The sequence below is a fragment of the Streptomyces sp. NBC_01003 genome (genome assembly GCF_045162695.1).
Taxonomy (GTDB): Bacteria; Actinomycetota; Actinomycetes; order Streptomycetales; family Streptomycetaceae; genus Streptomyces.
In genome coordinates this window covers 9,122,351-9,146,489 of record NZ_CP108707.1, presented here as the reverse complement: position 1 = coordinate 9,146,489, position 24,139 = coordinate 9,122,351, and the positions used below count along the sequence as shown (strand labels likewise).

Annotated in this window: 25 protein-coding genes; 5 read left to right on the top strand and 20 right to left on the bottom strand. The window is 70.9% G+C overall.

What is annotated here, in order from left to right; translation table 11 throughout:
* The first annotated feature begins 49 nt into the window (after positions 1-49).
* A complete protein-coding gene (locus OG698_RS41995) occupies positions 50-1,096 on the top strand; it encodes an NAD(P)/FAD-dependent oxidoreductase (RefSeq protein ID WP_406111581.1) in 1,047 nt (348 codons plus the stop codon).
* Between the two features lie 76 nt (positions 1,097-1,172).
* Here the strand turns inward: OG698_RS41995 and OG698_RS41990 are convergent, their stop codons facing one another.
* Positions 1,173-2,132, bottom strand: a complete 960-nt coding sequence (locus OG698_RS41990) for a nucleoside hydrolase (RefSeq protein ID WP_406109432.1) — start codon at positions 2,130-2,132, stop codon at positions 1,173-1,175.
* 106 nt (positions 2,133-2,238) lie between these two features.
* Positions 2,239-3,666 (bottom strand): MFS transporter, encoded by a 1,428-nt coding sequence (locus OG698_RS41985; RefSeq protein WP_406109431.1) that lies wholly within the window; start codon positions 3,664-3,666, stop codon positions 2,239-2,241.
* Positions 3,667-3,803: 137 nt separating this feature from the next.
* On the opposite strand from OG698_RS41985, the gene OG698_RS41980 reads away from it, so the two are divergent.
* Positions 3,804-4,598, top strand: coding sequence for a GntR family transcriptional regulator (locus OG698_RS41980; RefSeq protein ID WP_199841810.1), 795 nt, complete (start codon positions 3,804-3,806; stop codon positions 4,596-4,598).
* A gap of 35 nt (positions 4,599-4,633) precedes the next feature.
* Here OG698_RS41980 and OG698_RS41975 read toward each other — a convergent pair whose 3' ends face one another.
* The 5 genes from OG698_RS41975 to OG698_RS41955 all read right to left on the bottom strand — a co-directional run bounded on the left by OG698_RS41975 (position 4,634) and on the right by OG698_RS41955 (position 9,500).
* Positions 4,634-5,278, bottom strand: a complete 645-nt coding sequence (locus tag OG698_RS41975; protein ID WP_406109430.1) for a GPP34 family phosphoprotein — start codon at positions 5,276-5,278, stop codon at positions 4,634-4,636.
* 132 nt (positions 5,279-5,410) lie between these two features.
* The gene (locus tag OG698_RS41970) at positions 5,411-6,100 is read right to left on the bottom strand and encodes an alpha/beta fold hydrolase (protein WP_329578190.1); all 690 of its coding nucleotides are present in this window, start codon (positions 6,098-6,100) and stop codon (positions 5,411-5,413) included.
* Between the two features lie 89 nt (positions 6,101-6,189).
* Complete coding sequence (locus OG698_RS41965; protein WP_406109429.1) at positions 6,190-7,092, bottom strand: polysaccharide deacetylase; 903 nt, start codon at positions 7,090-7,092, stop codon at positions 6,190-6,192.
* A 15-nt stretch (positions 7,093-7,107) separates the two neighbouring features.
* A complete protein-coding gene (locus tag OG698_RS41960; RefSeq protein WP_406109428.1) occupies positions 7,108-8,262 on the bottom strand; it encodes a GAF domain-containing protein in 1,155 nt (384 codons plus the stop codon).
* A complete protein-coding gene (locus OG698_RS41955) occupies positions 8,259-9,500 on the bottom strand; it encodes an MFS transporter (protein WP_406109427.1) in 1,242 nt (413 codons plus the stop codon). Before OG698_RS41955 ends, OG698_RS41960 begins: the two co-directional genes overlap by 4 nt.
* Before the next feature lie 235 nt (positions 9,501-9,735).
* On the opposite strand from OG698_RS41955, the gene OG698_RS41950 reads away from it, so the two are divergent.
* The gene (locus tag OG698_RS41950; RefSeq protein WP_406109426.1) at positions 9,736-10,416 is read left to right on the top strand and encodes a GntR family transcriptional regulator; all 681 of its coding nucleotides are present in this window, start codon (positions 9,736-9,738) and stop codon (positions 10,414-10,416) included.
* Positions 10,417-10,558: 142 nt separating this feature from the next.
* Here the strand turns inward: OG698_RS41950 and OG698_RS41945 are convergent, their stop codons facing one another.
* The 11 genes from OG698_RS41945 to OG698_RS41895 all read right to left on the bottom strand — a co-directional run bounded on the left by OG698_RS41945 (position 10,559) and on the right by OG698_RS41895 (position 21,339).
* Positions 10,559-11,071: a hypothetical protein gene (locus tag OG698_RS41945; protein WP_406109425.1), complete on the bottom strand. Its 513-nt coding sequence runs from the start codon at positions 11,069-11,071 to the stop codon at positions 10,559-10,561.
* A gap of 76 nt (positions 11,072-11,147) precedes the next feature.
* Positions 11,148-11,936 carry an SAM-dependent methyltransferase gene (locus tag OG698_RS41940; protein ID WP_406109424.1) on the bottom strand — a complete coding sequence of 263 codons (789 nt, stop codon included), beginning with the start codon at positions 11,934-11,936 and terminating at the stop codon, positions 11,148-11,150.
* A gap of 66 nt (positions 11,937-12,002) precedes the next feature.
* On the bottom strand, positions 12,003-13,445 hold the full coding sequence (locus OG698_RS41935; RefSeq protein WP_406109423.1) for a hydrolase: 1,443 nt from the start codon (positions 13,443-13,445) through the stop codon (positions 12,003-12,005).
* Between the two features lie 176 nt (positions 13,446-13,621).
* Positions 13,622-14,494, bottom strand: coding sequence for a MurR/RpiR family transcriptional regulator (locus OG698_RS41930; RefSeq protein ID WP_406109422.1), 873 nt, complete (start codon positions 14,492-14,494; stop codon positions 13,622-13,624).
* Between the two features lie 165 nt (positions 14,495-14,659).
* Entirely contained in the window at positions 14,660-15,874 is a 1,215-nt protein-coding gene (locus OG698_RS41925; protein WP_406109421.1) for a M20 family metallopeptidase, read from the bottom strand.
* Positions 15,871-16,623 (bottom strand): amino acid ABC transporter ATP-binding protein, encoded by a 753-nt coding sequence (locus tag OG698_RS41920; protein WP_406111579.1) that lies wholly within the window; start codon positions 16,621-16,623, stop codon positions 15,871-15,873. The genes OG698_RS41925 and OG698_RS41920 overlap by 4 nt, the downstream gene beginning before the upstream one ends.
* Positions 16,624-16,631: 8 nt before the next feature.
* Positions 16,632-17,597: an amino acid ABC transporter permease gene (locus OG698_RS41915; protein ID WP_406109420.1), complete on the bottom strand. Its 966-nt coding sequence runs from the start codon at positions 17,595-17,597 to the stop codon at positions 16,632-16,634.
* Between the two features lie 2 nt (positions 17,598-17,599).
* On the bottom strand, positions 17,600-18,547 hold the full coding sequence (locus OG698_RS41910; protein WP_406109419.1) for an ABC transporter substrate-binding protein: 948 nt from the start codon (positions 18,545-18,547) through the stop codon (positions 17,600-17,602).
* 234 nt (positions 18,548-18,781) lie between these two features.
* On the bottom strand, positions 18,782-19,675 hold the full coding sequence (locus OG698_RS41905) for a hypothetical protein (RefSeq protein WP_406109418.1): 894 nt from the start codon (positions 19,673-19,675) through the stop codon (positions 18,782-18,784).
* Complete coding sequence (locus OG698_RS41900; protein WP_406109417.1) at positions 19,672-21,087, bottom strand: phenylacetate--CoA ligase family protein; 1,416 nt, start codon at positions 21,085-21,087, stop codon at positions 19,672-19,674. The genes OG698_RS41905 and OG698_RS41900 overlap by 4 nt, the downstream gene beginning before the upstream one ends.
* 102 nt (positions 21,088-21,189) lie before the next feature.
* Positions 21,190-21,339: a hypothetical protein gene (locus OG698_RS41895; protein ID WP_362902822.1), complete on the bottom strand. Its 150-nt coding sequence runs from the start codon at positions 21,337-21,339 to the stop codon at positions 21,190-21,192.
* Between the two features lie 169 nt (positions 21,340-21,508).
* Here OG698_RS41895 and OG698_RS41890 point away from each other — a divergent pair, with 169 nt between their 5' ends.
* Positions 21,509-22,396, top strand: a complete 888-nt coding sequence (locus OG698_RS41890) for a TIGR03619 family F420-dependent LLM class oxidoreductase (protein ID WP_406109416.1) — start codon at positions 21,509-21,511, stop codon at positions 22,394-22,396.
* Positions 22,397-22,493: 97 nt separating this feature from the next.
* The gene (locus OG698_RS41885; RefSeq protein WP_326777487.1) at positions 22,494-22,802 is read left to right on the top strand and encodes a zinc-ribbon domain-containing protein; all 309 of its coding nucleotides are present in this window, start codon (positions 22,494-22,496) and stop codon (positions 22,800-22,802) included.
* A gap of 4 nt (positions 22,803-22,806) precedes the next feature.
* On the opposite strand, the gene OG698_RS41880 is transcribed toward OG698_RS41885, so the two are convergent.
* Together OG698_RS41880 and OG698_RS41875 are read right to left on the bottom strand one after the other, a co-directional pair.
* Positions 22,807-23,373, bottom strand: a complete 567-nt coding sequence (locus OG698_RS41880; RefSeq protein WP_406109415.1) for a 2'-5' RNA ligase family protein — start codon at positions 23,371-23,373, stop codon at positions 22,807-22,809.
* Positions 23,374-23,417: 44 nt separating this feature from the next.
* Positions 23,418-24,053 (bottom strand): LAETG motif-containing sortase-dependent surface protein, encoded by a 636-nt coding sequence (locus tag OG698_RS41875; protein ID WP_406109414.1) that lies wholly within the window; start codon positions 24,051-24,053, stop codon positions 23,418-23,420.
* Positions 24,054-24,139 lie beyond the last annotated feature (86 nt).

The window sequence follows — 24,139 nt, the reverse complement described above, 5'->3', positions numbered from 1 at the left end:
CGAAGGCAATCCCATGAGCAGTCAGCCGAGCAAGCAGATGGAGCCGATGATGAGCGTTCACCCTTCGCGTGACGAGCGGCGCTACGACGTCGTGGTGATCGGCGGTGGCGCCGCCGGGCTGAGCGGGGCCGTGACCCTGGGGCGGGCGCGCCGGTCGGTCCTCCTGATCGACGCGGGCGAGCCGCGCAACGCCCCGGCCGACGGCGTGCACAACTACCTGGGCCTCGAGGGCACACCTCCCGGCGAGCTCGTGTCCACCGGCCGCGACGAGGTGCGCCGGTACGGCGGGGAGATCGTGGCGGGCCGCGTCGTCACGGCCGAGCGGGACGGCGACGGGTTCCGGGTCGTGCTCGACGACGGCGGCGCCGTGCGCGCCGCCCGGGTCCTGGTCACGACGGGCCTGGTGGACGAGTTGCCGCAGGTGCCGGGCCTTGCCGGACTGTGGGGTTCGGACGTCCTGCACTGCCCGTACTGCCACGGCTGGGAGGTCCGCGACCAGGCGGTCGGCGTCCTCGGTACGGGACCGGCCGCGGTGCACCAGGCCCTGATGTGGCGGCAGTGGAGCAAGAGCGTCACCCTCTTCCTGCACACCGCGCCCGAGCCCACCGACGAGGAGTACGAACAGCTCGCCGCCCGCGGGATCAGCGTGGTCGACGGCACGGTGGCCGCGCTGGAGAGCGAGAACGGCCGGCTGGCCGGAGCCCGCCTGGAGCGCGGCACGCTCGTGCCGGTCCAGGCCCTGGTGGTCGCGCCCCGGTTCACCGCGCGCGCCGGTTTCCTCGACTCCTTGGGGCTCGAACCGTCCGAGCAGGAGCTGAACGGCATGGTCATCGGCACGCGCATCCCCGCCGGCCCCACCGGTCAGACGGCGGTTCCCGGGGTGTGGGCGGCGGGCAACGTCACCGAGCTGACCGAGAAGGTCATCGGCTCGGCCGCCGCGGGACTGGCCGCGGCCGCGGCCATCAATGCCGATCTGATGGCGGAGGAGACCCGTGCCGCCGTCGAGGCGCGGCGCGCCGACTTCTCCGGGTTCTCACCGGAGGCCGAACGCCAGGTGTGCGAGCGGGTTCTCGGCAGCCGGCGTCACGGCCTGTGACGCGCAGGCCCCTCCCTGAGCCGTGACGCCTTGAGCCGCACGCCGGCGCGGTGCGGCCCATGTCCCGTCGTCCTGGTCAGAGTGCGAGCATGCGCTCGGTCAGATGGGCGGCCACGTCGGTGTCCGCGGCGAGGACGACGCGGCAGCGGGCGCCGGGCTGGTCCGGGAAGCCCTGGTGGGCGCCGCGCAGGTCGCAGATGGTCTGGCCGCGGCCGGGTCCGTCGGTGTCGTCCACGGTCACGTGCACGCGGGGGGCGAGGCTCGCCACGACGCCGCCGGTGGCGACGGCGGCGGCCAGCGGGTCGTGCGCGGCGCAGCAGGGGCGGCCGAACGTCTGGACGTAGAAGGCGAAGTAGACGTCGAGCATCTCGCCCAGTGCGCGCGCCATGGGGCGTTCCGACTCCAGGAGCTGCGTGCGGTGCGACTCCTCGATGGTGTGCGAGAGGGTCACGTCGAGGGGGACGAGGGTGATGTCCCACGGCGCGTCGAGGACCGCGTTGGCCGCTTCGGGATCGTTGTAGATGTTCGCCTCGGCGACGGGCGTGACGTTCCCGGAGACGAGTCCGGCGCCGCCCATGATGGTGACGTCCTGTACCAGGGACGGGAGTTCGGGGTCGAGCTTGAGGGCGGCCGCGATGTTCGTGAGGGGGCCGGTGGTCAGGAGCCGCAGGCGGCCCTCGTGGGCCCGGGCCAGGCGGACGATCATCTCGGGGCCGCTCTCGGCCTCGGGGGCGGCCTGGGCGTCGGCCACTTCGATGTCACCGATGCCGTTCACGCCGTGGATGTGGGGGACGCCGCCGGGGAAGGTGCCGGCGAGCGGGTCGTGCTCGCCGACGGCGACGGGTATCTCGGGCCGTCCGGCCAGTTCGAGGAGCGCGAGGGTGTTGCGGGCGGCCCGCGTCGAGTCGACGTTGCCGCTGACCGTGCCGATGCCGACGAGGGAGATCTCGGGCGAGGCCAGGAGGTAGGCCAGGGCCATCGAGTCGTCGATGCCGGTGTCGCAGTCGAAGTAGAGCGGCTGCGGTGCGTTGTTCATGGGGTCCTCGACTTCCTTGTGCACGTGCACGTTCGGGTTCGGGTTCGGGTTCGGGGAGGCCAGGGTGTCAGGAGTGGCCGGTGTGGAGTTCGGGGAGGTCGGGGTGTCACTCGTCGTCGGTGCGGGGCGCCGCTATGCACAGGCTGGTCCCGAGGGCGAGGACGGTGATGGCGGCCGAGATCCACAGGGCGGTGGCATAGCCGCCTGCCGTGGCGCGGGCGGCGTACGGGGCGACGATGCCGATACCGAGGCCCGCGCCGATGCCGAACGCGGCGCCGTTCAGACCCGGGAGCGCCGCGGGCGCGTCCTTCGGCGAGAGGAGGACACCCAGCCCGTTGAGCGTCGTGAGGACCAGGCCGTTGTACGTGATGCCCAGGAACGCGACCGCCGCGAGGACGAGCCACTTGTCGAGCGGGAAGGCCGCGACCGCACAGAGGGCCACGATGCTCAGGACGAGGCCGGCGCGCAGCGTGGTGAGCCAGCCCCGCTTGCCCGCGAGCCACCCGGCCAGCGGCGCGGCCCCGAGGCCGATGAGCGCGGCCGGGGTGAGGAAGAGCAGCGCGGAGTCGGTCGCGGAGAGGCCGAAGCCGGTGTCGGGGTTCTGGCTGATGACGACGACGGTGAAGTTGATGACGGCGAAGACGCCGGACAGGACGAGCACGGTCGTCGTGACGAGGGGCCACATACGGCGCGACCTGAGGTGGGTCAGGGAGATCAGCGGGGTGGCCTGGCCGCGCTCGACGAGGCCGAACACGAGGGCAGAGACGAGGGTGCCCGCGAGGTAGCCGAGGGTGCTCGGGCTCGTCCATCCGTCGGACGACCCGTGCGAGACGAAGTATGTGACGCAGTACAGCGCGACGGACAGCGCGCCCGCGCCCCACCAGTCCATGCGGCCCACGGTGACCGACGGCCGGTCCTTGGGGATGAACAGCGCGACGCACACGGCCGCGAGGACCCCTACGACCAGGATGACGGCGAAGATGGCGCGGAACCCGTAGCGGTCGGAGAGCGCGCCGCCGAGGAATCCGTCGACTCCGCCGACGCCGCCGTTGATGGCGGTGACGACGCCGAGCGCGGTGCCGAAGACCTTCGCGCTCAGACGTTCGTTGAGGATCACGTAGGCGATCTGGAAGACGGCGCTCGACGCGCCCTGGAGGACCCGGCCGATGAGCAGGACCGGCAGGTCGGGGGCCAGGAAACAGATCAGGGTGCCGACGGCCGTCACGGTGAGCACGGCGACGAGGACCTTGCGCCGTCCCACGAAGTCACTGATCCGGCTGAGGATGACACCGCCGATGGCGCCGGCCAGGAAGAACAGCGAGGACACCTGGGCTATGTCGTCCACGCTGCCGCCGAGCCGCCCGGCCATGTCGGGCAGTGCGGGCGTGACCATGCTCGCGTTGAGCTGGAACGAGATCACGCCGAGCAGCAGGGTGGCGACCAGGCCCGCGACCTGCGCACCGCGCAGGGGCGGTGCGTCTGACGCGGCCGGGGGGCCGGCGCTCTCTCTGTTCTGCACACCGTGAGTAACCATGTTGGACACCTTGATTTCGTAGCGTCGCCGCCCGGCTGATGTGTGATGTTATACCTCTCGGTCCGACATGCGTCCAGAGCCGAACTTCCGGGGCTACGCTGGTCCCCCAATCCAGCAGCACGGCCTAGTGAGGTGCAGTGGTCGCGACCGTCGACAACTTCGGCGACTTCTTCGATCAGCCCCTGACGGTTCCCCTCGGGCAGCCGCGACGCGTGGCGGTGTACTCACGCCTCGCCGCCGGCATCCGCTCGCAGGTCTTCCCGCTCGGCTCTCTCCTGCCGAAGGAGAGCGACCTCGGCGCCCGCCTCGGCGTCAGCCGTACGGTCGTCAGGGAGGCCCTGATGCTCCTGGAGGAGGACGGGCTCATCCACACGCGGCGCGGCGTCGGCCGTTTCGTGGCACCGGAGTTGCCCCGCGCGGGCCTCGAACGGCTGCGGCCCTTCGAAGAGGTGCTCGCCTCCCAGGGCAAGGCCGTCGGCGTGGAGAACCTCCAGGCGACCATCCAGCACGCGACGGACTTCGTCGCGGGCGGCCTCAAGCTGGACCCCGACGCGAACACATGGTTCTGGGAGACCCGGCTCACGCGCGACGGCGAGCCGGTGGCACTCGTCCAGGAACACATCCCGGCCGGGCGCGACCTGCGCGACATCAGCCCGCTGCTCGCCGAGCGCCTGCGGGACCCGCAGGATCCGGGCCGCACCCTCTTCGCCGTGATGACGGACCTGCTGGGCCCCGTCTTCGGCCCGGGTGAGTGCGCGATGACGGCGGGCGTCGCGGGCGCCACGCGCGGACGCCTGCTGTCCCTTCCCCCCTCCGCCCCGCTGCTCATCCTCACCCAGACCGCGCAGCACGGCGGCCGGCCGGCGTATCTCGCGAAGTACATCGTCCGCGCCGGGGAACGGCTCTCGATCAACCAGCCGCCGCAGTCGTAGGACGCTCGCTGGGGTGCGCGTCCGGGTCAGGGACCTCAGCCGCCGCCCATCCCGCCCCGCGCTGCCACCATCGTCATGCCGAGACCGCCGACGGCCTTTCCCAGGCCGGGGGCCACGGCGTCGAGCCGTGCCGTCAATTCCCCGATGCGGTCCTTGCGGGCGTGGGCATCCGATCGGGAGACGACCGACCGGATGCCGCCGGCGGCGGCCAGGGCCACCAGCGCGGCGTCGGCGGGCGCGATCCGCGCGGCGGGCTCGATGCCGTGCAGAAGCCCGGCCGCCGTGGCCTGGAGCGAGGTGACCGCGGAGGCGTCCCGCACCGTCACCTCACGGCGGGACCGGCCGAAGGACTTCTTCTCCTCGACCGCGAGGACTCCCTCGGCGACGAGCCTGTCCTCGACCGCGTGCAGCGTCTCCTTGCGGTCGTGCCTGATCCAGGACTTCCAGCCGCGCCGGTCGCGCGCGACATGGCTGAGCGTCAGGTCGAGGACCGGGTCCCCGGTCGGTCCCGGCGTCGCGACCGACACATCGCCTCCAGAGCCGACGAGGTTCCCCCGGATCGCCAGCTCGGCCAGGACGGCGGCCCGGATCAGGAACCCGGTCCTCGTGCGGTCGTAGAGGCCGTGGGCGGAGGTGTCGTAGGCCGTGAGATAGATCCGGCCGTACAGAGTCTGCGTCATGGCCTCGACGCTACGGCGATCACGACCGTGAGTGATCCGCCCAGCGGGTGGAGCGGCACTGGGCCCAACGGATGAGCCGGCCGGGCACTCATCCTGAAGGACGCCTCACGCCACCGGGGTCGCCGGCGGACGTCAGGCGCTCTCCTTGACGTAGGCCTCAAGGCAGTCGGCGAGCTCCATCGGGTGGCTCAGTGCCGCCAGATGGCCGCCCGGCACCTCGTCGGGGGTGATGCCCAGCCGGTCCTCCGCCACCCGGCGCTGGAAGTCGGCGGGGAAGAAACGGTCGTCGCGACCGGTCACCACGCGCGTCTCCACCGCCGGCCACACGTCGAGGGTGAACGGCGTGGCGAAGGCCGCCGCGGACTCGTCCTGGTTGTGCTCCGCCGACGCGTCGATCAGCGTCTGCGACAGGTCGTGCAGGAAGTACGTCTCCAGGTCGGTCTCCGCGTCGGGGTCGCGGCCCTCACGCACGTCGTTCGCGCGGCGGGCCTCTTCCTGGCCGGTGTGGGCCCACCACTCCCCCGGTGTCTCGCCGGGCCGCGGGATCATCCCGTTGACGAGTACGAGGAGCGACACGGGCAGGCGCGGGCACACCAGCGGCGCGGTGAACCCGCCGAGGGACTGCCCCACGACCACCAGGTCGGTCCGGTCACCTACCGCGTCGACAACCGTGTCCACATACTCCGGAAGACCTGCCCGGGTGTCGTCTCCGGGGAGGTCCACGGAGACGACGTCCCACCCCCGGCGCATCAGCTCGTCACCGACCCCGTGCCAGTACCAGGCCGAGCCGCCGGCTCCAGGGATCAACACGTACGTGGTCATGGTGCACCCTCCACGATGGGACCGTCCGTCTTCTGTGTGACCGTCGTGCGCACGACGGCCCTCTCTCTGACTCTCGGTCCCCGCGGAACTCACCGCATGTCGGCAGGCCGCTCCTTGGACTCGAACGGGAAGCGGCGTCGGAAGTCGTCGGCCGCGTCCTCCAGGGTGCAGAAGGAGACTCCCTCGTGGGCGGAGACGTAAGCGATGAAGCGCTCCAGCATCAGCAGCACCTGGGGGCGACCCGAGACATCCGGGTGCAGCGTCACCGGGATGACCGCGTAGTCGAGCTCGCGGTGGACCCAGTCGAACTGGTCCTTCCAGTCCTGTTCGAGCGCGCGCGGCGACACATAGCCGTGGCTGTTGTGGGAGTGCTTGTTGAACATCATGGGCGGGAGGTCGTCCACGTACCAGTTGCCGCAGAACTCGACGAGGTCGACCTCGTGGCCGTGGATGAGGGGCTTCATCCAGTCCTTCGCCTCACCGGAGTAGTCGATCTTCGTCCAGGAGTCGCCGACGCGGGCGTAGAAGGGGGTGAAGTCGCGGTAGTTCTGCGAGTGGTCGTAGGAGAAGCCGTACTTGTGGAGCAGCGCGGCCGTCGACTCGGACATCTCCCACCAGGGGGCGACGTAGCCCTTGGGCCTGCGACCGGTGAACTGCTCGATCAGTTCGACGGACTTCGCGAGGACGTCCTCCTCCTGCTGGGGGGACATCGCGATGGGGTTCTCGTGGCTGTAGCCGTGCGCGCCGACCTCGTGGCCCGCCTCGACGATCATGCGGGTCTGCTCGGGGAACGTCTCGATCGAGTGACCGGGGATGAACCACGACGTGCGGATGTCGTGGCGTTCGAACAGCTTGAGCAGGCGCGGGGTGCCGATCTCTCCGGCGAAGACGCCGCGCTGGATGTCGTTCGGGGAGTCCTCGCCGCCGTAGCTGCCGAGCCAGCCGGCGACGGCGTCGACGTCGACTCCGAGGGCGATCTTGATGTCCTTCATGGGGCAGCTCCTAGGTCACAGGGCGGTGCGGATACGGGTGACGGCGTCGTCGAGGGCGGCGGTGTCGGTGGGCGTCCAGTCACGTTCGGCCAGGCTGTGGACGGAGATCCAGCCGGTCATGGCTCCGCCGGTCTCTACGGGGGCGAGCATCTGGGCCCGCACTCCGTAGACGTCGATGAGGGCCTGCGGCGGGTGTGGGTCCGCGTGGAAATGGGGCTGGATCAGCGGCCTTCGGTGGTGTTCGAGCCACGCGACGGTGTTCAGGTTGCGCTGGTCGAGCGACGCGTCGCGGCGGATCGGGCGCACGCCGGGCCGCAGCGCCTCTCCGGCGGTGAGGTCGACGTGGAGGCCGAGCTCGGGCAGGTCGACGCGGAACGTGGTGCGGTCGGCGCCGGTCTCGGCGAGGAGGCCGTTCAAGGTGTCCTGGATCAGGGCCCGCAGGCTGCCCGAGCGCAGCAGGTCGCCGTGGCCGGTGAGGCGGGGGGCGGCGCCCGCGAGGTCGAGGGCCTTCCAGAGGGTGACGGTGACCGAGTCCAACACCGGTGTGCGCAGGGCCTGTTCGAGCCGTTCGGCCTCTCCGGCGCCACGCACGTTCGTGCAGAGGACGGCCACGGCGTGCGTGTCTTCCTCGGCGGCCCGCTCGATCTGCCGGGCGATGTCGGTGGCGGGGATACGGGCGAAGGCCTCGTTGTCGTCCTCGCCGAACGGCTCCGCGAAGGAGCAGGTGATCCCCTCCTTCGCGTACGTGTCGACGATCCGCTCGCACACGTCCCGGGTGTAGGGCAGCGCGAGTCCGAGCCGGGTGACGCCGTACGCGGCGCAGGCGTCGAGGAGGGCGAGCGTGGAGGTGGTGGCGGGGATGCCGGTCTCGGCGGTGATCGCGGCGGCGAGTGCGCGGTCGCGCTCGATACCGAGCCAGGAGCCCGACGTGCCGTTCCACGCGATGACATCGACCTTGGCGTCGGCGAGCTGTCGGGCCGCGGCCAGCATCGGGCCGGGGTCGAACTGGGCGTCGCTGTCCCCGTCCAGGGCTATCCGGGTGACCGGGACGCGCGCGAAGTGGGCGGTCGCGGCGTCCGTGCCGTGCAGAAGGGCGTAGGTCTCCGGCTCCAGGGCGGTGTTGGACGACGGGGTCAGCATCCCGAGGCGGGGTGGTGTGTGACTGGTCATCGGGTGGCGAGCCTCCTGGAGTAGTCGATGACGAGGGACGAGACGGTGAACAGGACGCCGGCGCCGACGAAGTAGAGCAGGGCCCAGGTGTAGGAGCCGGTGCCGCCGACGATGAATCCGACGGCGATGGGCGTGACAATTCCGGCGATGTTGCCGGAGAGGTTCATGGCGGCGCCGACGACGCCCGCGTTGGCCCGGCCGCCGAGGATCGAGGGCAGGGACCAGTAGAGGCCGGCCCAGCGCAGGAAGAAGAGCACGCCGGAGAGCAGCGCGACCGCGGTGAGGGCGTCGGGCACGAGGACGACGCCGAGGAGCCCGGCGACGACGGCGGCGCCGGCGATGCCCATCAGAGTGCGCATCACGCGGTTGGCTCCGGCTCCGGTGGCCTGCCAGCGGTCGGAGATCCAGCCGCCGGTCAGCTCGCCCACGAAGCCCGCGCCGAAGATGGCGAGGGTGGACCAGCCGATGGTCTTGATGTCGAAGCCCTTGGTCTCCGAGAGGTAGAGCGGACCCCAGGTGAGGATGCCGTAGAAGACGCCGTTGAAGCCCATCCAGCCCAGGCACATGCCCCAGAACGAGCGGTACTTGAGATAGGCGCGGAGGCGGGCGCGCCGGTCGGTGCCGGCCGCGGCGTCCTCGGCGGCGTGGGCGCGGTCGATGTAGTCGGCCTCCGCCGCGTTGACGCCGCGGTGGGCGCGCGGGGTGTCGCGCAGGAACCACAGGGCGAAGAATCCGATGGCCGCGGTGAGGACACCGGCGACGACGAAGCTGATGCGCCAGCTGCCGGTCCAGGCGATGAGTCCGGAGATGGCGATGCCGCCGAGCGCGGAGCCGAGCGGTGCGCCGCCGTCCATGAGGACGGCGCCTCGGCCGCGTTCCTTCGCGGGCAGCCAGTTGGCGTTGAGTTTGCCGCCGGCGGGCATGACCGGTGCCTCTACGGCGCCGAGCAGCAGGCGGAACCCGAGGAGGGAGCCGACGCCGGTGGCCGCGCCGGTGAGTCCGGTCGCGACGCCCCATCCGACGCAGGCGCCACCGGCCATGTAACGGGGTCCGAAGCGGTCGATGAGCCAGCCGCTGGGGATCTGCATCAGGGCGTACGTCCAGAAGAACGCGCTGAGGACGAAGCCGGTGACCTCCTTGGAGAGGTGGAGGTCCTCGGTGATGAGGGGCAGCGCCACGGAGACGGAGCCGCGGTCGATGTAGTTGAGGGCCACGACGGCCAGGAGAAGGACGAACACTTTCCAGCGGGTGCGGGTGGGCCGGGCGGCGGGGGCGGGCCCCGCATCGGCCCCGGTTCTTTCATCTGTGCTGTGTACGGGGTTGACCTGCGACATGGCGGACCCTCGATTCGGCAGACTTCGGGTACGTGCTGACGTGCAACTTCCGCGCTATGGCATACCAAACAATGGAGGGAACCCCAGGGCCTCGTCAAGCGTTTGGTATACCGTAAGAGCAACTTTTCGGGGAGGACGCATGACACAGGGCCAGACCCGGGACACCACGTCCCCGACCGGGACGGGGTGGCTGCGCGACCAGGTCTGCGAGGGGATCCGCGACCAGATCATCGGCGGCAGACTCAAGCCGGGCGACCGCCTCGTCGAGCGGGACGTGGCCGAGGAGTTCGGCGTCTCCCGCATCCCGGTGCGCGAGGCCATCCGCATCCTGATGAGCGAGGGGTTCCTCCAGGCCCTGTCCCCGCGGCGCATCGTCGTCAAGGAGCTGTCGCGCCAGGACGTGGCCAACCTCTTCGACCTGCGTGAGGCACTTGAGGTCCTGGCGGCGCGCCGGGCTGCCGAGAACGCGGACGAGGCTCAACTCCGCCAGATGCAGCGACTGTTGGAGACCGCCCGCAAGGCCACGCTCGCCGGGCGCCCCGAGCGCGTGTCGCGCGCCAACACCGCGTTCCACCACCACATCGTCGAGACGGCGGGCAACGAACTCCTCGCCGCGACCCTCGAACCCCTGGAGGGCCGGCTGCGCTGGCTGTTCCACCAGATCGACGACCCCACGTCGGTGTGGGAGGAACACCGCCGCCTGTACGAGACGATCGCCGCGGCAGACCCCGAGGCGGCGGCCGCGTGCGCGCTCCGGCATGTGCGCCATTACAGGGAGGTGGCGCTGCGCCTCCTGTTCGACGCGCCCGACACCTACTGAGCCCCGAGCCCCGTCGGCCACCGGTGGGCTCACGGCGCCCTGCGCTCGAACGCGGCGGCAGCGCACGGGACTTGGGCGTCGGCGAGGCGGCGGCAGACGATATGCGGCCCGACGGGCAGACCGTCCCCCCGCGGGCTCGCGGTCAGTGCCCCGCGAGCAGCTTCACTCCCACCACGCCGGCCCCGATCACCGCGTCGAGCGCGGCCGCCAGGCTGGAGGCGAGCAGCCCGCCGCCCATCCGGCGGCCGCCCTCGAAGCCCCAGGCGGCGATGCCGGCGATGCCCGCGCCGGCCGCGATCCACAGGGCGGTGTCGAGGTCGAGGGCGCCTGCCGCGGACAGAGCGTCCATCGCAAGCGGGCCGGCCGCGGACGAGAGGAGAGGGCTGCTGACGTACAGCATGTGCCGCACCTCGGCGCGCCCCGGGAACCGCTTGTGCACGACGCGGTGCGCCTGCACGTCCGCGACCAGCGTGGCCAGCCACAGGCCGACCGCGGTGCCCGTCACATAGGCGGCAGCGGTCCAGTGCTCCGCGTGCGGGCTCTGCGCGAGGCCCACGACCACCGCGAGCATCGTGATCGCGGCGTAGATGCGCTCCTTGAGGCGCTCACGCAGGGTATTGAGCAACTCCCCTTTTTTCTCCACATTCACAGCCATGCGCGAACAATAAATGCAGCGCCCGCCGGGAGATCACTCCCGCCGGACGCTGCACCGGTGTCCGCCTCGATCCGTCCTACGGCTTGCGTGCCACCGCGCCGTAGATTCCGCCGTTCTCCGCGCGCGGGGCGTCCGTGTCCCGGAACCACTCCGTCGCCGTCACGAGGCCGGGCTCCACGATTTCGAGCCCCTCGAAGAAGCGGGCGACCTCGTCCCGCGAACGGAACCCGAGCTCGATCCCGCCCTTCGCGTACTCGGCCGTCACCTGCGCGGACAGCTCCGGGAAGATGTCGGACGACGCATGCGACAGCACGAGGTAACTGCCGGAGGGCAGCGCTTCCACCAGGGTGGAGACGATGTCGTACGGCTCCTGGTCCCCGGGCAGGAAGTGCATGAGCGCGATGAGCGAGAGCGCGACCGGCCGGTCGAAGTCGAGCAGCTTGCGGGCGTGGTCGAGGATCTCGCGGGGCGCCTGCACATCACCCTGGACGTAGTCGGTCATGCCCTCGGGGCTGCTGACCAGCAGGGCCTCGGCGTGCCGCAGCACGATGGGGTCGTTGTCCGTGTAGACGACGCGCGACTCGGGGCGGATCCGCTGGACGATCTGGTGCAGGTTCGGCGCGGTCGGGATCCCGGTGCCGATGTCGAGGAACTGGCCGACACCGGTGCCCGCCAGCCACGCGACGGCGCGGTGCATGAACTCACGGTTCTGGCGCGCCCCGTCCCTTGCCTCGGGCGGCAGTTGCTCCCCCACCGCCTCGTCGACGGGGTAGTTGTCCTTGCCGCCGAGAAGATAGTCGTAGACACGGGCGGGGTGGGGCTTGCTGGTGTCTATCCGGGGGCTGGGTGATGTCTCTGCCGTCATGGCCACGCAGTCTGCCACAGCAACTCGCTTGTCAGTACGGATGGTTGGCGGTTGACCTGCGGTCGGTCAGCTCACACTGACCGACGTGTCGTCGACGACGAACGACGTCTGGAGGGTGGACCCTTCCGTGCCGGTCAGCTTCACGGTCACCGACTGCCCCGCGTAGGCGCCCAGGTTGAAGGTCTTGAGCGCGTAGCCCGAGGCCGCGTTGAGGTTGGAGTAGGTGCCGAGCGTCGAAAGGACGGTGCCGCCGCTGTTGAGGACCTGCACCTTGAGCGTGTCGTACGCCGTAGTGGTGGTGGTCTCGGCCGTGTCGATGTGGAGGTAGAGACTGAGGGTGGCGGCGCAGCCGGTCGGGATGTTCACCGCCTGCGACAAGGTGTCCGTGTGGGCGGAACCGTAGCCGCCGAGCCATGCCTTGTAGGTGCCGGTGCGCGCGGGTTCGCCGGTGTCGTTGGTGATGACACCGCTGGAGGCGGTCCAGGTGGTGCTGCCTGACTCGAAGCCCGCGTTGCCGAGGAGCTGGGCGGCGGTGCAGGTGCCCCCGCCGCCGCTGCTGCCGGTGGCTCCGGAGAGCCACTCGGTGGCGTTCAGGGCGAGCGGCGCGTTCGTGCCGGCGGGGTCGTTCCAGCCGTCGTAGAGCGTGTTGCCGGACTGGCCCGTGCCGTCGTCGATCGGGGAGCTGTCGCCCCAGAACGCGACGCGGCCGCTGCCGAACGTGCTGGTGGCGAAGAAGGCGCCCGTGTTGCCTGAATATCCGGTGCGGTAGACGAGGCCCTTGACCGCGGAGTTGTCGGCCGGCTTGAGCGTGGCCGTGGTGCCGCTGCGGATGATGCTGCCGCCGACCTTGCCGAACGACCCATTGATGACGGGGTCGGTGGTGGAGGTGATGGCCTTGGGGTTGTCGGTGCTGATGCTCAGCGTGTCGACGGAGAAGCCGAACGGGTCCGTGGAGTCGACGGAGTTGTTGGTCATGAGGTCGTTGATGACCTCGACCGCGTCGTTGCCGTCGTTGTTGCGGTCCGCGCCGGTGTGGTCGGAGATGAGGAAGAGGCCGCCGCCGTTCTGGACGAACTTCATGACGGCGGTCTTCTCCGCCGCGCTGAGCAGCACGTTCGGCTCGGGCAGCACGAACGTGTCGAAGTTCTTGAGGTCCAGGGCCGACGAGGTCCCGTACGCGATGGTGTTGCCGGACGGCAGCGTCTTGAGCGCGTAGTCGCCGGTCTTCTGGAGGCCCACGCCCCATGCGGAGAGCGCGCCCGTCCAGTCGTTCTCTGCGGAGGGGGTCGCGTCCTGGCCGAGCGGGTCGGGCTGGCTGGTGCCGATGATCCAGTCGGCGTTGCCGGCTGTCTCGGCCTTGGTGTTGTCGAAGAGCACGCGGTGGGGCGTCGCGGCGGCGGCCGGGGTGGCGGCGGTGGCCGCCTGGCCTGCCGTCACACCGGTGAGAAGCATCCCGAGGACGGCGGCCGCACAGGCGACGCGGCGGCGGGGACGTCTGGATCCGAGCATCCGTCATACCTCCGTGAGGGGTGGGGAGAAGGCGGTGCGGGGGTCGAGTCTGCGCGCGTAGAACACCGGCCATAAGGAGCGAGAGCCACGCGTGGTTGAACAGTACATGGCAATCCGATGCCTCGACAGGGCCTTGCGAGTCGACGGTCCGCGTCACCGCAAGCCGATGCCCCAGGTCACTGCAGACCGATACGCCGCGCGATCTCCTCGGTGTGCCGCAGGCGCGCCGGCGCGTCGTCGCCGAGCGCCGCGACGACTCCGGCGACGACGGTCTCAACCACGGCGAGGGTGGGCACGAAGCTGTCGTACGGCGACGGTGTCGTCACCAGGCTGGGCAGTACGACCTCGGCGTGCGCGGCGACCGGGGACAGCCATCTGTCGGTGAACAGGACGACCTTCGCGCCCTGTTCGAGGGCGAGTCGGGCCATGGTGACCTTGTCCTGCTCGTAACGGCGGTAGTCGAAGACGACCAGGACGTCGCGGCGTGTGAGCGCGCCGAGCGCCGCGGTCCGCTCGACGTCGCCCGCGGGCAGGAGGCGGATGTCACCGCGCAACTGCATGAGGTGCAGCCCGAGGTACTGGGCGAGGAGATGGGTGAAGCGGCCGCCTGCCAGGGTGATGCGCCGCTTGCCGTCGGCCAGGAGCGAGACGGCGTGTTCCAGGTCGTGCGACGGGAGTTCGGTGAGGGTCTGGGCTACGGCGGCGCTGAACAGCCGGCTGCCCTGCCCGAGAAGGGACGCGTCGCCGCCCGCCGCCTCGTCGGCGCGGGCGCGGTCGGCGGATTCGTACAGCGACAGGGGCGAGGCGTTGCGTTCGTCGAGTTCCTCGCGCAGGGCGCTCTGGAAGTCGGGGAAGCCACGGTAGCCGAGCCTGCCGACGAAGCGGATGACGGTCGGGGCACTGACGCCCGCCCGCTCGGCGAGGACGGCGACGGTCTCGAAGCCGGCAGAGGGGTAGTTGACCAGGAGGACGCGGGCGACCTTGCGCTCGGCCGGGCTGAGGTCGCCCAGCTTGTGCCGGATCACGTCGGCGAGTGCGCCGGAGGCCATCGCGGGTTCCTTTCTCGGTCGTCGGCGGGCGTGGGCCCGCGTGCCGAGCCTAATGCCGATCATCAAAGCCGCGGTCCCGGCCGTCGCCGCACCCGGGGCCACGACAGGTGCTCCCGCACCGGGCAACGGCGCGATCGAACCGGTGCGGGAGCGTCCGGGGCAGCGTCAGTCGCTGCGGCTGTCGCCGAGATCGGCGATGAGAGAGGCGAGCAGGGCGACCCGGGCCGGGACCGAACCGACGTCGAGCCACTCCTCGGGGGTGTGGTCGGCGCCGCCGACCGGTCCCAGGCCGTCCAGTGTCGGGACCCCTGTGCCGGCGATGGTGTTGGCGTCCCCCACGCCGCCCGTCGCCGTGGCCCCGAAGTACAGGCCCAGACGTACGCCGATGTCCTTGGCCCGGTCGAGCATCCGGCGGGAGGCGTCGGTGTCCTCCATCGGCGGGCAGGATTCGAGTTCCTCGACGGTGACGCGGGTGCCGGGGACGACGGGCCGCGCGGCGGCGTCCTGGATGGCGGCGGTGGCCTCGCGCATGCCGCTGTCCGTGGCCGAGCGGATCTCGACGAGGAGTTCCGCGTCGGGGCAGACGATGTTGAAGCGGCTGCCCGCGCGGACGACGCCGACGTTGAGGGTGACGCCCTCCCACACGCCGTTCAGCGCCTGGATCGCGATGACGAGGTGGGCGGCGGCCAGAGCCGCGTTCGCTCCGCGTTCGGGTTCGATGCCCGCGTGCGCGGCGCGGCCGGTGACGGTGAGCCTGAAGTCGGCCACGCCCTTCCGGGCGATGACCAGGTCGCCGTTCTCCCGGGCGCATTCGAGGGCGAGGGCGTAGTGCGCCCCCTCGGCGGCCCGCCGGGTGACCGGTCTGCTGGCGGGTGAGCCGATCTCCTCGTCCGGCGTGGCGAGGAAGACGAGTTCCGCGTAGTCCTCGACGCCGGCCCGGGCGAGGATCTCGAGGGCGGCAAGGCCTGCGACCAGGCCTCCCTTGTCGTCGCTGACGCCGGGTCCGTGGGCGACGGATCCGCTGAGGGAGAAGGGGCGTTCGGCAGCGGCCCCGTCGTCGAAGACGGTGTCCATGTGCGCGGCGAGCAGGAGTCTGCGGCCTCCGTCGGCGACGGCGAGGCGACCTTGTCGGCGCCCTATGAGCACATCTCCTGTGCGGCGCCCGTGGGCCGGCGGCAGCGGGACGCGTTCCACTGAGAAGCCCAGACGCTCGAGGAGGGCCCGGACCAGGTCGGCCACCCGGTTGACGCCGTCGGAGCTGTAAGAGCCGGAGTCGATCGCGACGAGTTCGGCCAGGTCTTCGAGGTACCGCGCCTGGTGTGCGTGGGACAGGGCCAGCAGCGCCTCGTCGAGGGGCCGCTGCCGGGGCGGGGCGCTCACAGGACCTTCGAGAGGAAGGCGCGGGTGCGCTCCTGCTCCGGATCGGCCAGGACCCGTCGGGGATCACCGGATTCGACGACGACGCCTTCGTCCATGAAGACGGCCGGGTCCCCGACTTCGCGGGCGAAGCCGATCTCGTGCGTGACGACGACCATGGTCATGCCGTCGGCCGCGAGTCGGCGCATGACGTCGAGGACGTCGCCGACGAGTTCGGGGTCGAGCGCCGACGTCGGTTCGTCGAACAGCATCAGTTTCGGTTTCATGGCCAGGGCGCGGGCTATGGCCACGCGCTGCTGCTGGCCACCTGACAGCTCGGCCGGGTAGTGGCCCTCCCGGTCGGCGAGCCCCACCTGGTCCAGCAGGGTCCTCGCCTCGTCGCGGGCCTGGTCCTTGGCCGCGCCGGCGACCTTGACCGGGGCCTCCATGACGTTCTCCAGAGCCGTCATGTGCGGGAAGAGGTTGAACCGCTGGAACACCATGCCGATGTCGCGCCGCCGGGCGGCGACCTCGCGCTCACGCAATTCATGGAGGCGGGCACCCTGCGGCCGGTGGCCGACCGGTTCGCCGTCGACGGAGAGGCGGCCCCCGTCGATCTTCTCCAGATGGTTGATGCACCGCAGGAACGTGGACTTGCCGGACCCCGAGGGCCCCAACAGGCAGCACACCTGCCCGCGTTCGACCGTCAGGTCGATGCCTTTGAGGACCTGGAGCTTCCCGAAGTGTTTGCGCACGCCCTCGGCGTGCACCATGGGCGCGTTCAACGGCCCGCCTCCTTCTGTGTGCGGCTGCGCAGGGCGGTGAGGGATCCGGCGCAGAGGCGTCGCAGTGGGGAGACCGCGGCGCCGCGGGCCGTGCCCCGCCCGTAGCGGCGTTCGAGCCACGCCTGTGGAACGCTCAGGACGCTGACCAGAGCCAGGTACCAGAGGGACGCCACCACGAGCATGGGGATTACCTGGTAGTTCTGCCCGTACACGTCCTGGATGTTGGACATCAGGTCGTGCGCCGCGATCACCGACACCAGGGCGGTCATCTTGAGCATGTTGATCGTCTCGTTGCCCAGCGGCGGGATGATCACCCGCATCGCCTGGGGCAGCACGATCCGCCGCATGGTGAGCGCCGGGCGCATGCCGAGCGAGTGGGCCGCCTCGGTCTGCCCCACGTCGACGGAGCGGATCCCGGCGCGGACGATCTCGGAGGCGTACGCGGCCTCGTTCAGGCCGAGCGCGAGCAGGGCCGCGACGGCCGGGGTGAGCAGGGTGTTGGTGTCGGCCTGGAAGAAGGTGACGCCGGTGAACGGGACGCCGATCATCACGTGCTGGTAGAGGGCTCCGGCGTATCCCCAGAAGATGATCTGTACGAGCAGCGGGGTGCCGCGGAAGACCCAGACGAACAGCGACGAGAGGCCGTACAGGACCGGGTCGTCGGAGAGCCGCATGACGGCCACGAGGGTGCCGAGGACGAGGCCGAGGGTCATCGCGGCGACGGTCAGCCACAACGTGGTGGCCAGACCGTCGAAGATGAGCCCGGCGAACAGGTAGTGGCCGACGACGTCCCAGCGCAGGTTGCCGTTCTTGGCGAGCGAGCCGATGAGGCCGGCCAGCGCGGCGACGGCGGCCACCGCGGAGATCCAGCGACCCCAGTGGCGGACGGGGACGATCTCGAAGGCGTCGGGTGCGGGAGTCTCGCCCGTGCGTTGCCCGCCCGTGGGGGTGGTGGTGGCCATCTCTAGTCCACCGCCGCGTTCTTGGTGGCTTCCTTCACGGCGATGGAGGCGACGCCGTACTTGTCGCAGATCTTGGTGAGGGTGCCGTCGTCGATCAGGGCCTGGAGCGCCCGCCGGATCGCGTCGGTCAGTTGCGGAAGTTGTCTGGTGACCGCGATGCCGTTGGGTGAGGCCCGGTAGCCCGCGGGCGCTTCGGGGTCCTCGGCGAGGTCGAAGGCCTTGCCGCCGTCGGCTGTCCTGGCCGACCAGGCGGCGGCGGGTTTGGTGACGACCTCGGCTGTCACCTTGCCGGAGCGCAGGGCGAGTTGGGCGTCCGAGTCCTTGGGGAAGGTCTGGATGTCGGCCGCCTTCCGGCCGGCCGCCCGGCATTCGGCCTGGTGGGCCTCGAGCAGCTGGTACTGGTTGGTCGCCGCCTGGACGCCGACCTTTCGGCCGCAGAGGTCGTCCAGCGTGCTGATCTTCGCCGGGTTGCCCTCGGTCACCAGGATGCCCGAGCCGGATCGCGAGTAGTCGACGAAGTCGACCACCTTCTGCCGCTCCTTGTTGTCGGTCAGGGCCGACATCGCGGCGTCGAACTTGCCGGCCTGGAGGGCGGGCACGATGCCGTCGAACTTGGTGGGGGTGAAGGCGAACCTGACACCCAGCTTCGCGCCCAGGGCCTGGCCGAGGTCGTAGTCCAGGCCGGTCAGCTCGCTCTTCCCCTCGGTGACGAACATCGCGAACGGCGGGTAGGGGACGTCCGTGGCCACGCGCACGGCGCCTGCCTTCTTGATCCGCTCGGGCAATGCCGCGTGCAGTGCCGCGTCCCGCGTGACCGTGACCCCGGCGACCTTGTCCCGGGACGCCGGCCGAGCTCCGCCGGCGCCGCTCGCGCCGCAGCCGGAGACCACCGCCAGAGCCGTGCAGGCCAGCACGGCAGTCGCCCCGCGGCGGGGCACAGAGATGTACATCAACGTCGTTCCCTCTCGGACGTCCGAAGCGCGCGGAATCACCTCCGCCGACGTCCCAGAAGTTACACATCAATGTCGTAGATGGCTAGATGTAATAAACGTTACGTCCCTGGATCGCGCTCGGGCAGGCATCTGTTCCATGTCCCGGCGACAGGTATGCGGCCCGACGCGCCCATCGGCACCAGGAGGGCGTCGTCGTCGAGGACGGGGTGCCGGGCGTACAGGTCTGACGGTCTACGCGCCCACGGAGGCCGGCGCCGGAGCGGGCGGGCGAACGTCCGCCATGCGGCGCTCAGGACCGCGCCGCCGCAGCACCAGATGACCGACGAACGCGGCGGGCCCGAAGAAGATCTGCGCGGGCACGATCTCGGGGAGGTGCCCGGTGAGCGCCTCGACCGTGACCGGTGCGAGGGTCGGCAGCAGCGCGCCGAACACGGCGACGAGGCCGAGCGCGGTGGCGAGACCCGTCCGCCCGTAGGCCTTGTACGCGACGGTGCTGTAGAGGGCGTACACGAGGAGGTCACCCATGCCGAGCACCGCGCCGAGGTCTCCGACGCGCAGGCCCGCGGAGGGCGCGAAGGCGTAGCCCTGCACGGCGTCGAAGAGCCGCTGTGTGATGGGCACGGCCGTGGCGAAGAACAGGTCGTACGCGGCGAGGGCGAGCGCGAACCGGGCGACGTGCCGCAGGCGGAGACCGCCCTGGGCGTTGAGATTGGCGGCGCCGACCGCCATCAGCATGATGACGGTGCTGTTGATCAGCCAGTACGGGAGCGCATGGGTCGGGTCGTGTTCGGCGGTGCGCGCGGCGAACCAGTCGGCCGCGAGGAGCGCGGCGATGAGGAGCCACCGGAGCCGGGCGCTTCGGACCACGGGGCCGTAGGCGACGGCGAGGCCGCCCGCCAGGGTGAGGCCGAGGACGGGCGGCAGGAGCGCACCGGGCAGGGCCAGGTAGAGGAACGGCAGGGCGACGACGAAGCCCATCATGATGACCATGTCGTTGCCGTTGAAGGCTCCGACTGCCGGCCGCGGCAGGGTGACGAGCCGGAAGTACGCGACTCCGGCGAGCGAGACGCCCACGGCGATGCCCAGCGTGACGAGGGTGAAGAACACGGACTGTGCGGCGCTCACGAGGCCCTCCCGGCGAAGCTGTGCTCGACCAAGTCGCAGCGGTACCGCCGCAGTTGGTGTCCCTCGGCGTCGGTGAGGGCGACGGTCGCGTCGATGCCGGCCTCGGCGAGGCGGCCGGCGATGTCGGCCGGACTGTTGTCCCCGGCGCACGCGGCGGCGAGTTCGAGCCGTAGCCGGCCGTCGGTGACGTCGGTCCGGTAGCGCATGGGCCACCGGGCGCCCGGCAGGGCGTCGAGCACCTCGATGATGTCGCGCGGCATCACGGCCCCGGCGCCGGTGCTCAGCACGTGGTCGGCCTTGCCGAGAATGTGCGAGGTGGCCGGGACGTTCGCCATCTCGCAGGTGAGGGGCACGTCGGGCAGGCGCCGCACGAGATCGCGGGTGTCGTAGCGGAAGAGCGGCATGCACTCCCGGTACGGGAAGAACGGGGTGGCGACGATGGTGCCGAGCGCACCGGGCTCGGCCGGCTCCCCGGTCTCCAGGTCGCACACCTCGACGAGGCCGATCCCGGCGTCGATGTGCAGATGCCGCTGCGCGCAGATCGCGCCCGCGACCGGAGTCACCTCGGTCATGCCGTAACCGTCGTGGACCGGGGCGCCGAAGGTCTCCTCGGCGGCCGAGGCCAGGGCCGGCGACAGGACCTCGCTTCCCACGTTGATGCGCCGCAGCCGGAAGTCGGCGGGACCGAGGCCCCGTTCACGCGCGAGGGCGACCAACTGGCCCAGATAGCTCGGGTAGGTGACCATCAGGGTCGGGGCGGGGGCGTCGGTGCCGACGGTGAGGTCGAGGGTCTCGACGGGGGGCACCAGGCCGACCATGCGGATCGCGGCCCCGGCCATGCGGGCCACCTGCATCTCCGCGTACGCGGTGCCGGTGGCGCGGGAACTGACGTTGAACTGGACGAGGTCCGTGGTGCGTACATTGCCGCGCAGGACCTGCGAGAGAGCGACCAGAGCGGGCCACAGCCGCTCCTCGTAACGGGAGTACCAGACCTCGGCGGGGCGGCCCGTCGTGCCGGTGGTGCGCGAGGCGAGGAACGGCTCGCCGCACAGAAAGTCGCGAGACCGCTTGACCAGGTCCGTCTTCGTGGTGACGGGGACGCCGCCCATGGTCTCGATGGTCAGCGTGGCGGGGTCGACGCCCGCGGCCTCGAAGTGCTCGGCATAGAAAGGTGACTTGTCGGCCAGTCGCCTGGCGGTGCGGCGCAGGGCCTTGTTCGTCAGGTCGGCACGCAGTTGCGGGTCGGCGGCCGCGCCCCGCAGGAGTTGCTCGACGTCCTCTCCCGGCGAGCCGAACTCGGCGATCGTCGCCAGGGCGTCCTCGACCAGCCGCTCGGCGGACCGTACGTCGATGGGACGGCCGAGCACCATCGCCAGCGCCATTCGGAACTGCCGGATCCCCGCGTCGAACATGGTTCCTCCCCCGCCTCCGACACATCGCGCACCGTGAACCGCGCCCCCCTGAACAGCAAAGAGACGGGGCGGGCGGCCGTCGCCGCCCGCCCCGTCGCCGCGTCAGCTGGGACAGTTGGTGAAGAGCACCGCCGCCAGCGAACCCATGACGTACTTGGTGTGCTTGAGCGTGGAAACGATCGCGGACATTCGTAAACCCCCTCCATCGTTCGGATGACCCTCACCGGTTGGTGAAAGCACAACGATGCTCATTGCGGCAAACTCTCCTGTCAAGAACGCATCCAACGATCCATTGTCCGCACCGAAACATGCAATCGGACAAGATCGTCCCGCGTCCCGCCGCTCCCGCGTTCACGCGATGAGTTTCGGCGCCGCTCACGGTCATACAGGGAGCAGCACCCCCGACAGAGGAGAGCTCCCGATGAACACCCCCCGCATCGGCTTCAGCCTGCCGAGCTACGGACCGTACGCAGGCCCCGAGGCCATCGCCGAAGTGGCGCGGGCCGCCGAGCGGTTCGGCTTCGACAGCGTGTCCCTGTCCGAGCGACTGCTGCTCCCCGCCGGACCCGACTGGCGCAACGAGGCGCGGCTGCCCGAGGCGTACGTGTGGGATCCCCTGGAGACGCTGACCTGGGCCGCGGCGCACACGAGCCGGATCAGGCTGGCGACGGGCATCGTCAACGCGCTGTTCCAGCCGCCGCTGATCCTGGCCCGGCGGCTCGCCACCCTCGACCGCCTCTCCGGCTGGCGGCTCGACGTGGGGATCGGGCAGGGCTGGCTGCCGGAGGAGTTCACGGCCACCGGGGTGCCGGCCGGCCGCCGGGGCGCGGGCTTCGAGGAGCACATCGCCGCGATGCGGGCCTGCTGGGGTCCGGACCCGGTGGAGTACGAGGGGAAGTTCTACCGGATCCCGCTGTCGACCGTCGGGCCGAAGCCGGTGAACGGCCCGCTCTCCCTGGTGATCGGGGCGGGCGCGCGTTCTGCGGTGGAGCGGGCGGCCCGGCTCGGCGCGGGGTTCGTCACCGTGGCGTTCCCCCAGGACTGGGACACCGCCCGTACCCAGATCGGCTGGTACCGGGAAGCCGGCGGTGCCGGTCCCGTGGTGATCCGGATCCTCGCGGTCTCCCAGGACACACTCGACCCGGTGGCCACACTGGTCGACGGCGCGCATGAGGAACGTGAGCGGTGCGTGGAGCTGGGCGCGGACGAGATCCAGTGGGGTGACCTCAATCTGGCGGAGGTTCCCATCAGGGACCAGGTGGCCGCGATGGAAGCGATGGCGAAGGCCCTGGACCTCGACGCCTCCTGAGGGCCACTGCGCCCGACCGGCCTCGGCGTGCTCCCTCTACGATGGCGATATACCGCCGCTCATGTGCCGGCGGGCCGCCGGTCGGGAGGGGCCACCAATGATCATTTTCGGTACGCGGGGATATCTGTACCAGCTCGCGATGCTCACGTTCGTCTGTGGCAATTGCGGGAATCCCGCGGCGCACGCGCTGCGCAAGTACGTCACGAAGTTCACGCTGTTCTTCGTCCCGCTGTTCCCCATCTCGACCAAGTACCGCTCGCAGTGCACGTTCTGCGGGATCGAGCACCACCTCGCCAAGGAGCAGGCGGAGGCGCTGCTCGCGCAGGCCGCCGCGCCCGCCGGTTACCCGGCCCAGGGCCAGCAGCAGCCGGGCCAGCCGCTCGGCCAGAACCCGTACCAGCAGTAGTCGTTCAGGGGCTGGCGGCGAACGGCGCCGTGAGGCGCAGCCGCCAGTCCCGGTCGGTACGGACCACCAGATCGACCCGCCAGGCCGCCACGCGCAGCGGAAGCAGCGGCCGCACCCGGTCCTGCACGAGCTCCGCCTCCTCGTCCGTGGCCCCCGTCGCCAGCGTGACATGCGGCTCGGGACGCTCCCCGAACCGGCCGCCGTACGGCGCGATGTGCGGCCAGCGTGCGCAGAACGCATCGGCCACTGCCTGCAGCGCGGGCACGGGGACGGCGACGAAGCGCGGCGCCACCACGAAGTCCTTCAGATCCGTCTCGACTGCGGGCAGCGATGCCGCGAGGCCGCGCACCTCGGCGTCGACGTCCGCCGTCAGCTCCGCCGCGGGCAGGAACGGGTAGAGCAGCGAGACATGGGCGGGCAGGCCCTTTCTCACCAGCGCGGGGTTGACCTCCGCCGCCGCTTCGAGCAGCGGGTTCGCCATGGGCAGGGTGATGACCAGAGCGCTCCGGTCCTCCGGGGCGCGCCCCTCGCCGACGGCCGTCATGGCCACCTCACCTCCGTGCTCGGACATGCGTGCGGGGGCGGACCAGGATCGGCCCGCCCCCGCACATCTTCTCAGCCCTGAGCGGCGCTGCGGCGCTTGCGCGTCGCCCACACGAGGCCGCCACCCGCGACGATCACCACGGCGGCCGCCCCGGCGATGAGCGGCGTGGCGCTGGACGAGCCCGTCTCGGCGAGGTCACCCGAGTCGGAGCTCGGCTTGGACGAGGGCACCGCGGCAGCGGAGCTCGTCGCCGTGCTGGGCTTGTCGCTCGGCGTCGGAGTCGCCGTGTCGGCGGGCTTCGACGGCGTCGGCGTCGGCTTCGGCGTGTCCGACGGCTTGGGCGTGCTGCCCTCGCACACCGGGGCCGTCTTCTCCTCGTCGCGCGAGTACTGGTCCCCGTCGCCGGCCTTCACGACCAGGCGAACCGTGAGTTCCTTGCTGTGCTCGGGCAGGTCCAGCTTCTTGTGGAAGTCGTTCTGGAACTTCTCGGTGGGCAGCAGGTCCTTTCCGTCCACCGTGACCGTCACCGTGTTGTCCGACCGCGACCCGTAGTTGGTCAGGTCGAGGCTGACCTGGGAGCAGGTCACCTCCCACACGGGGGTGTGCGCCTGCGCCGGGCTCGCGAAGAGCCCCACGCCGAACGCACCTGCCGTGGCGGCCGCTATGAGGGCGCCCGATGCCCGCCACGTCTTCTTGTTCTCAACCACAGAATTTTCCTCCGCGATGTGTTCGCCCCGTTTGACAGTGCGCGCACCCTACTCCTGGCGCACCGAGGGCTCGCAACCGCCTCCCC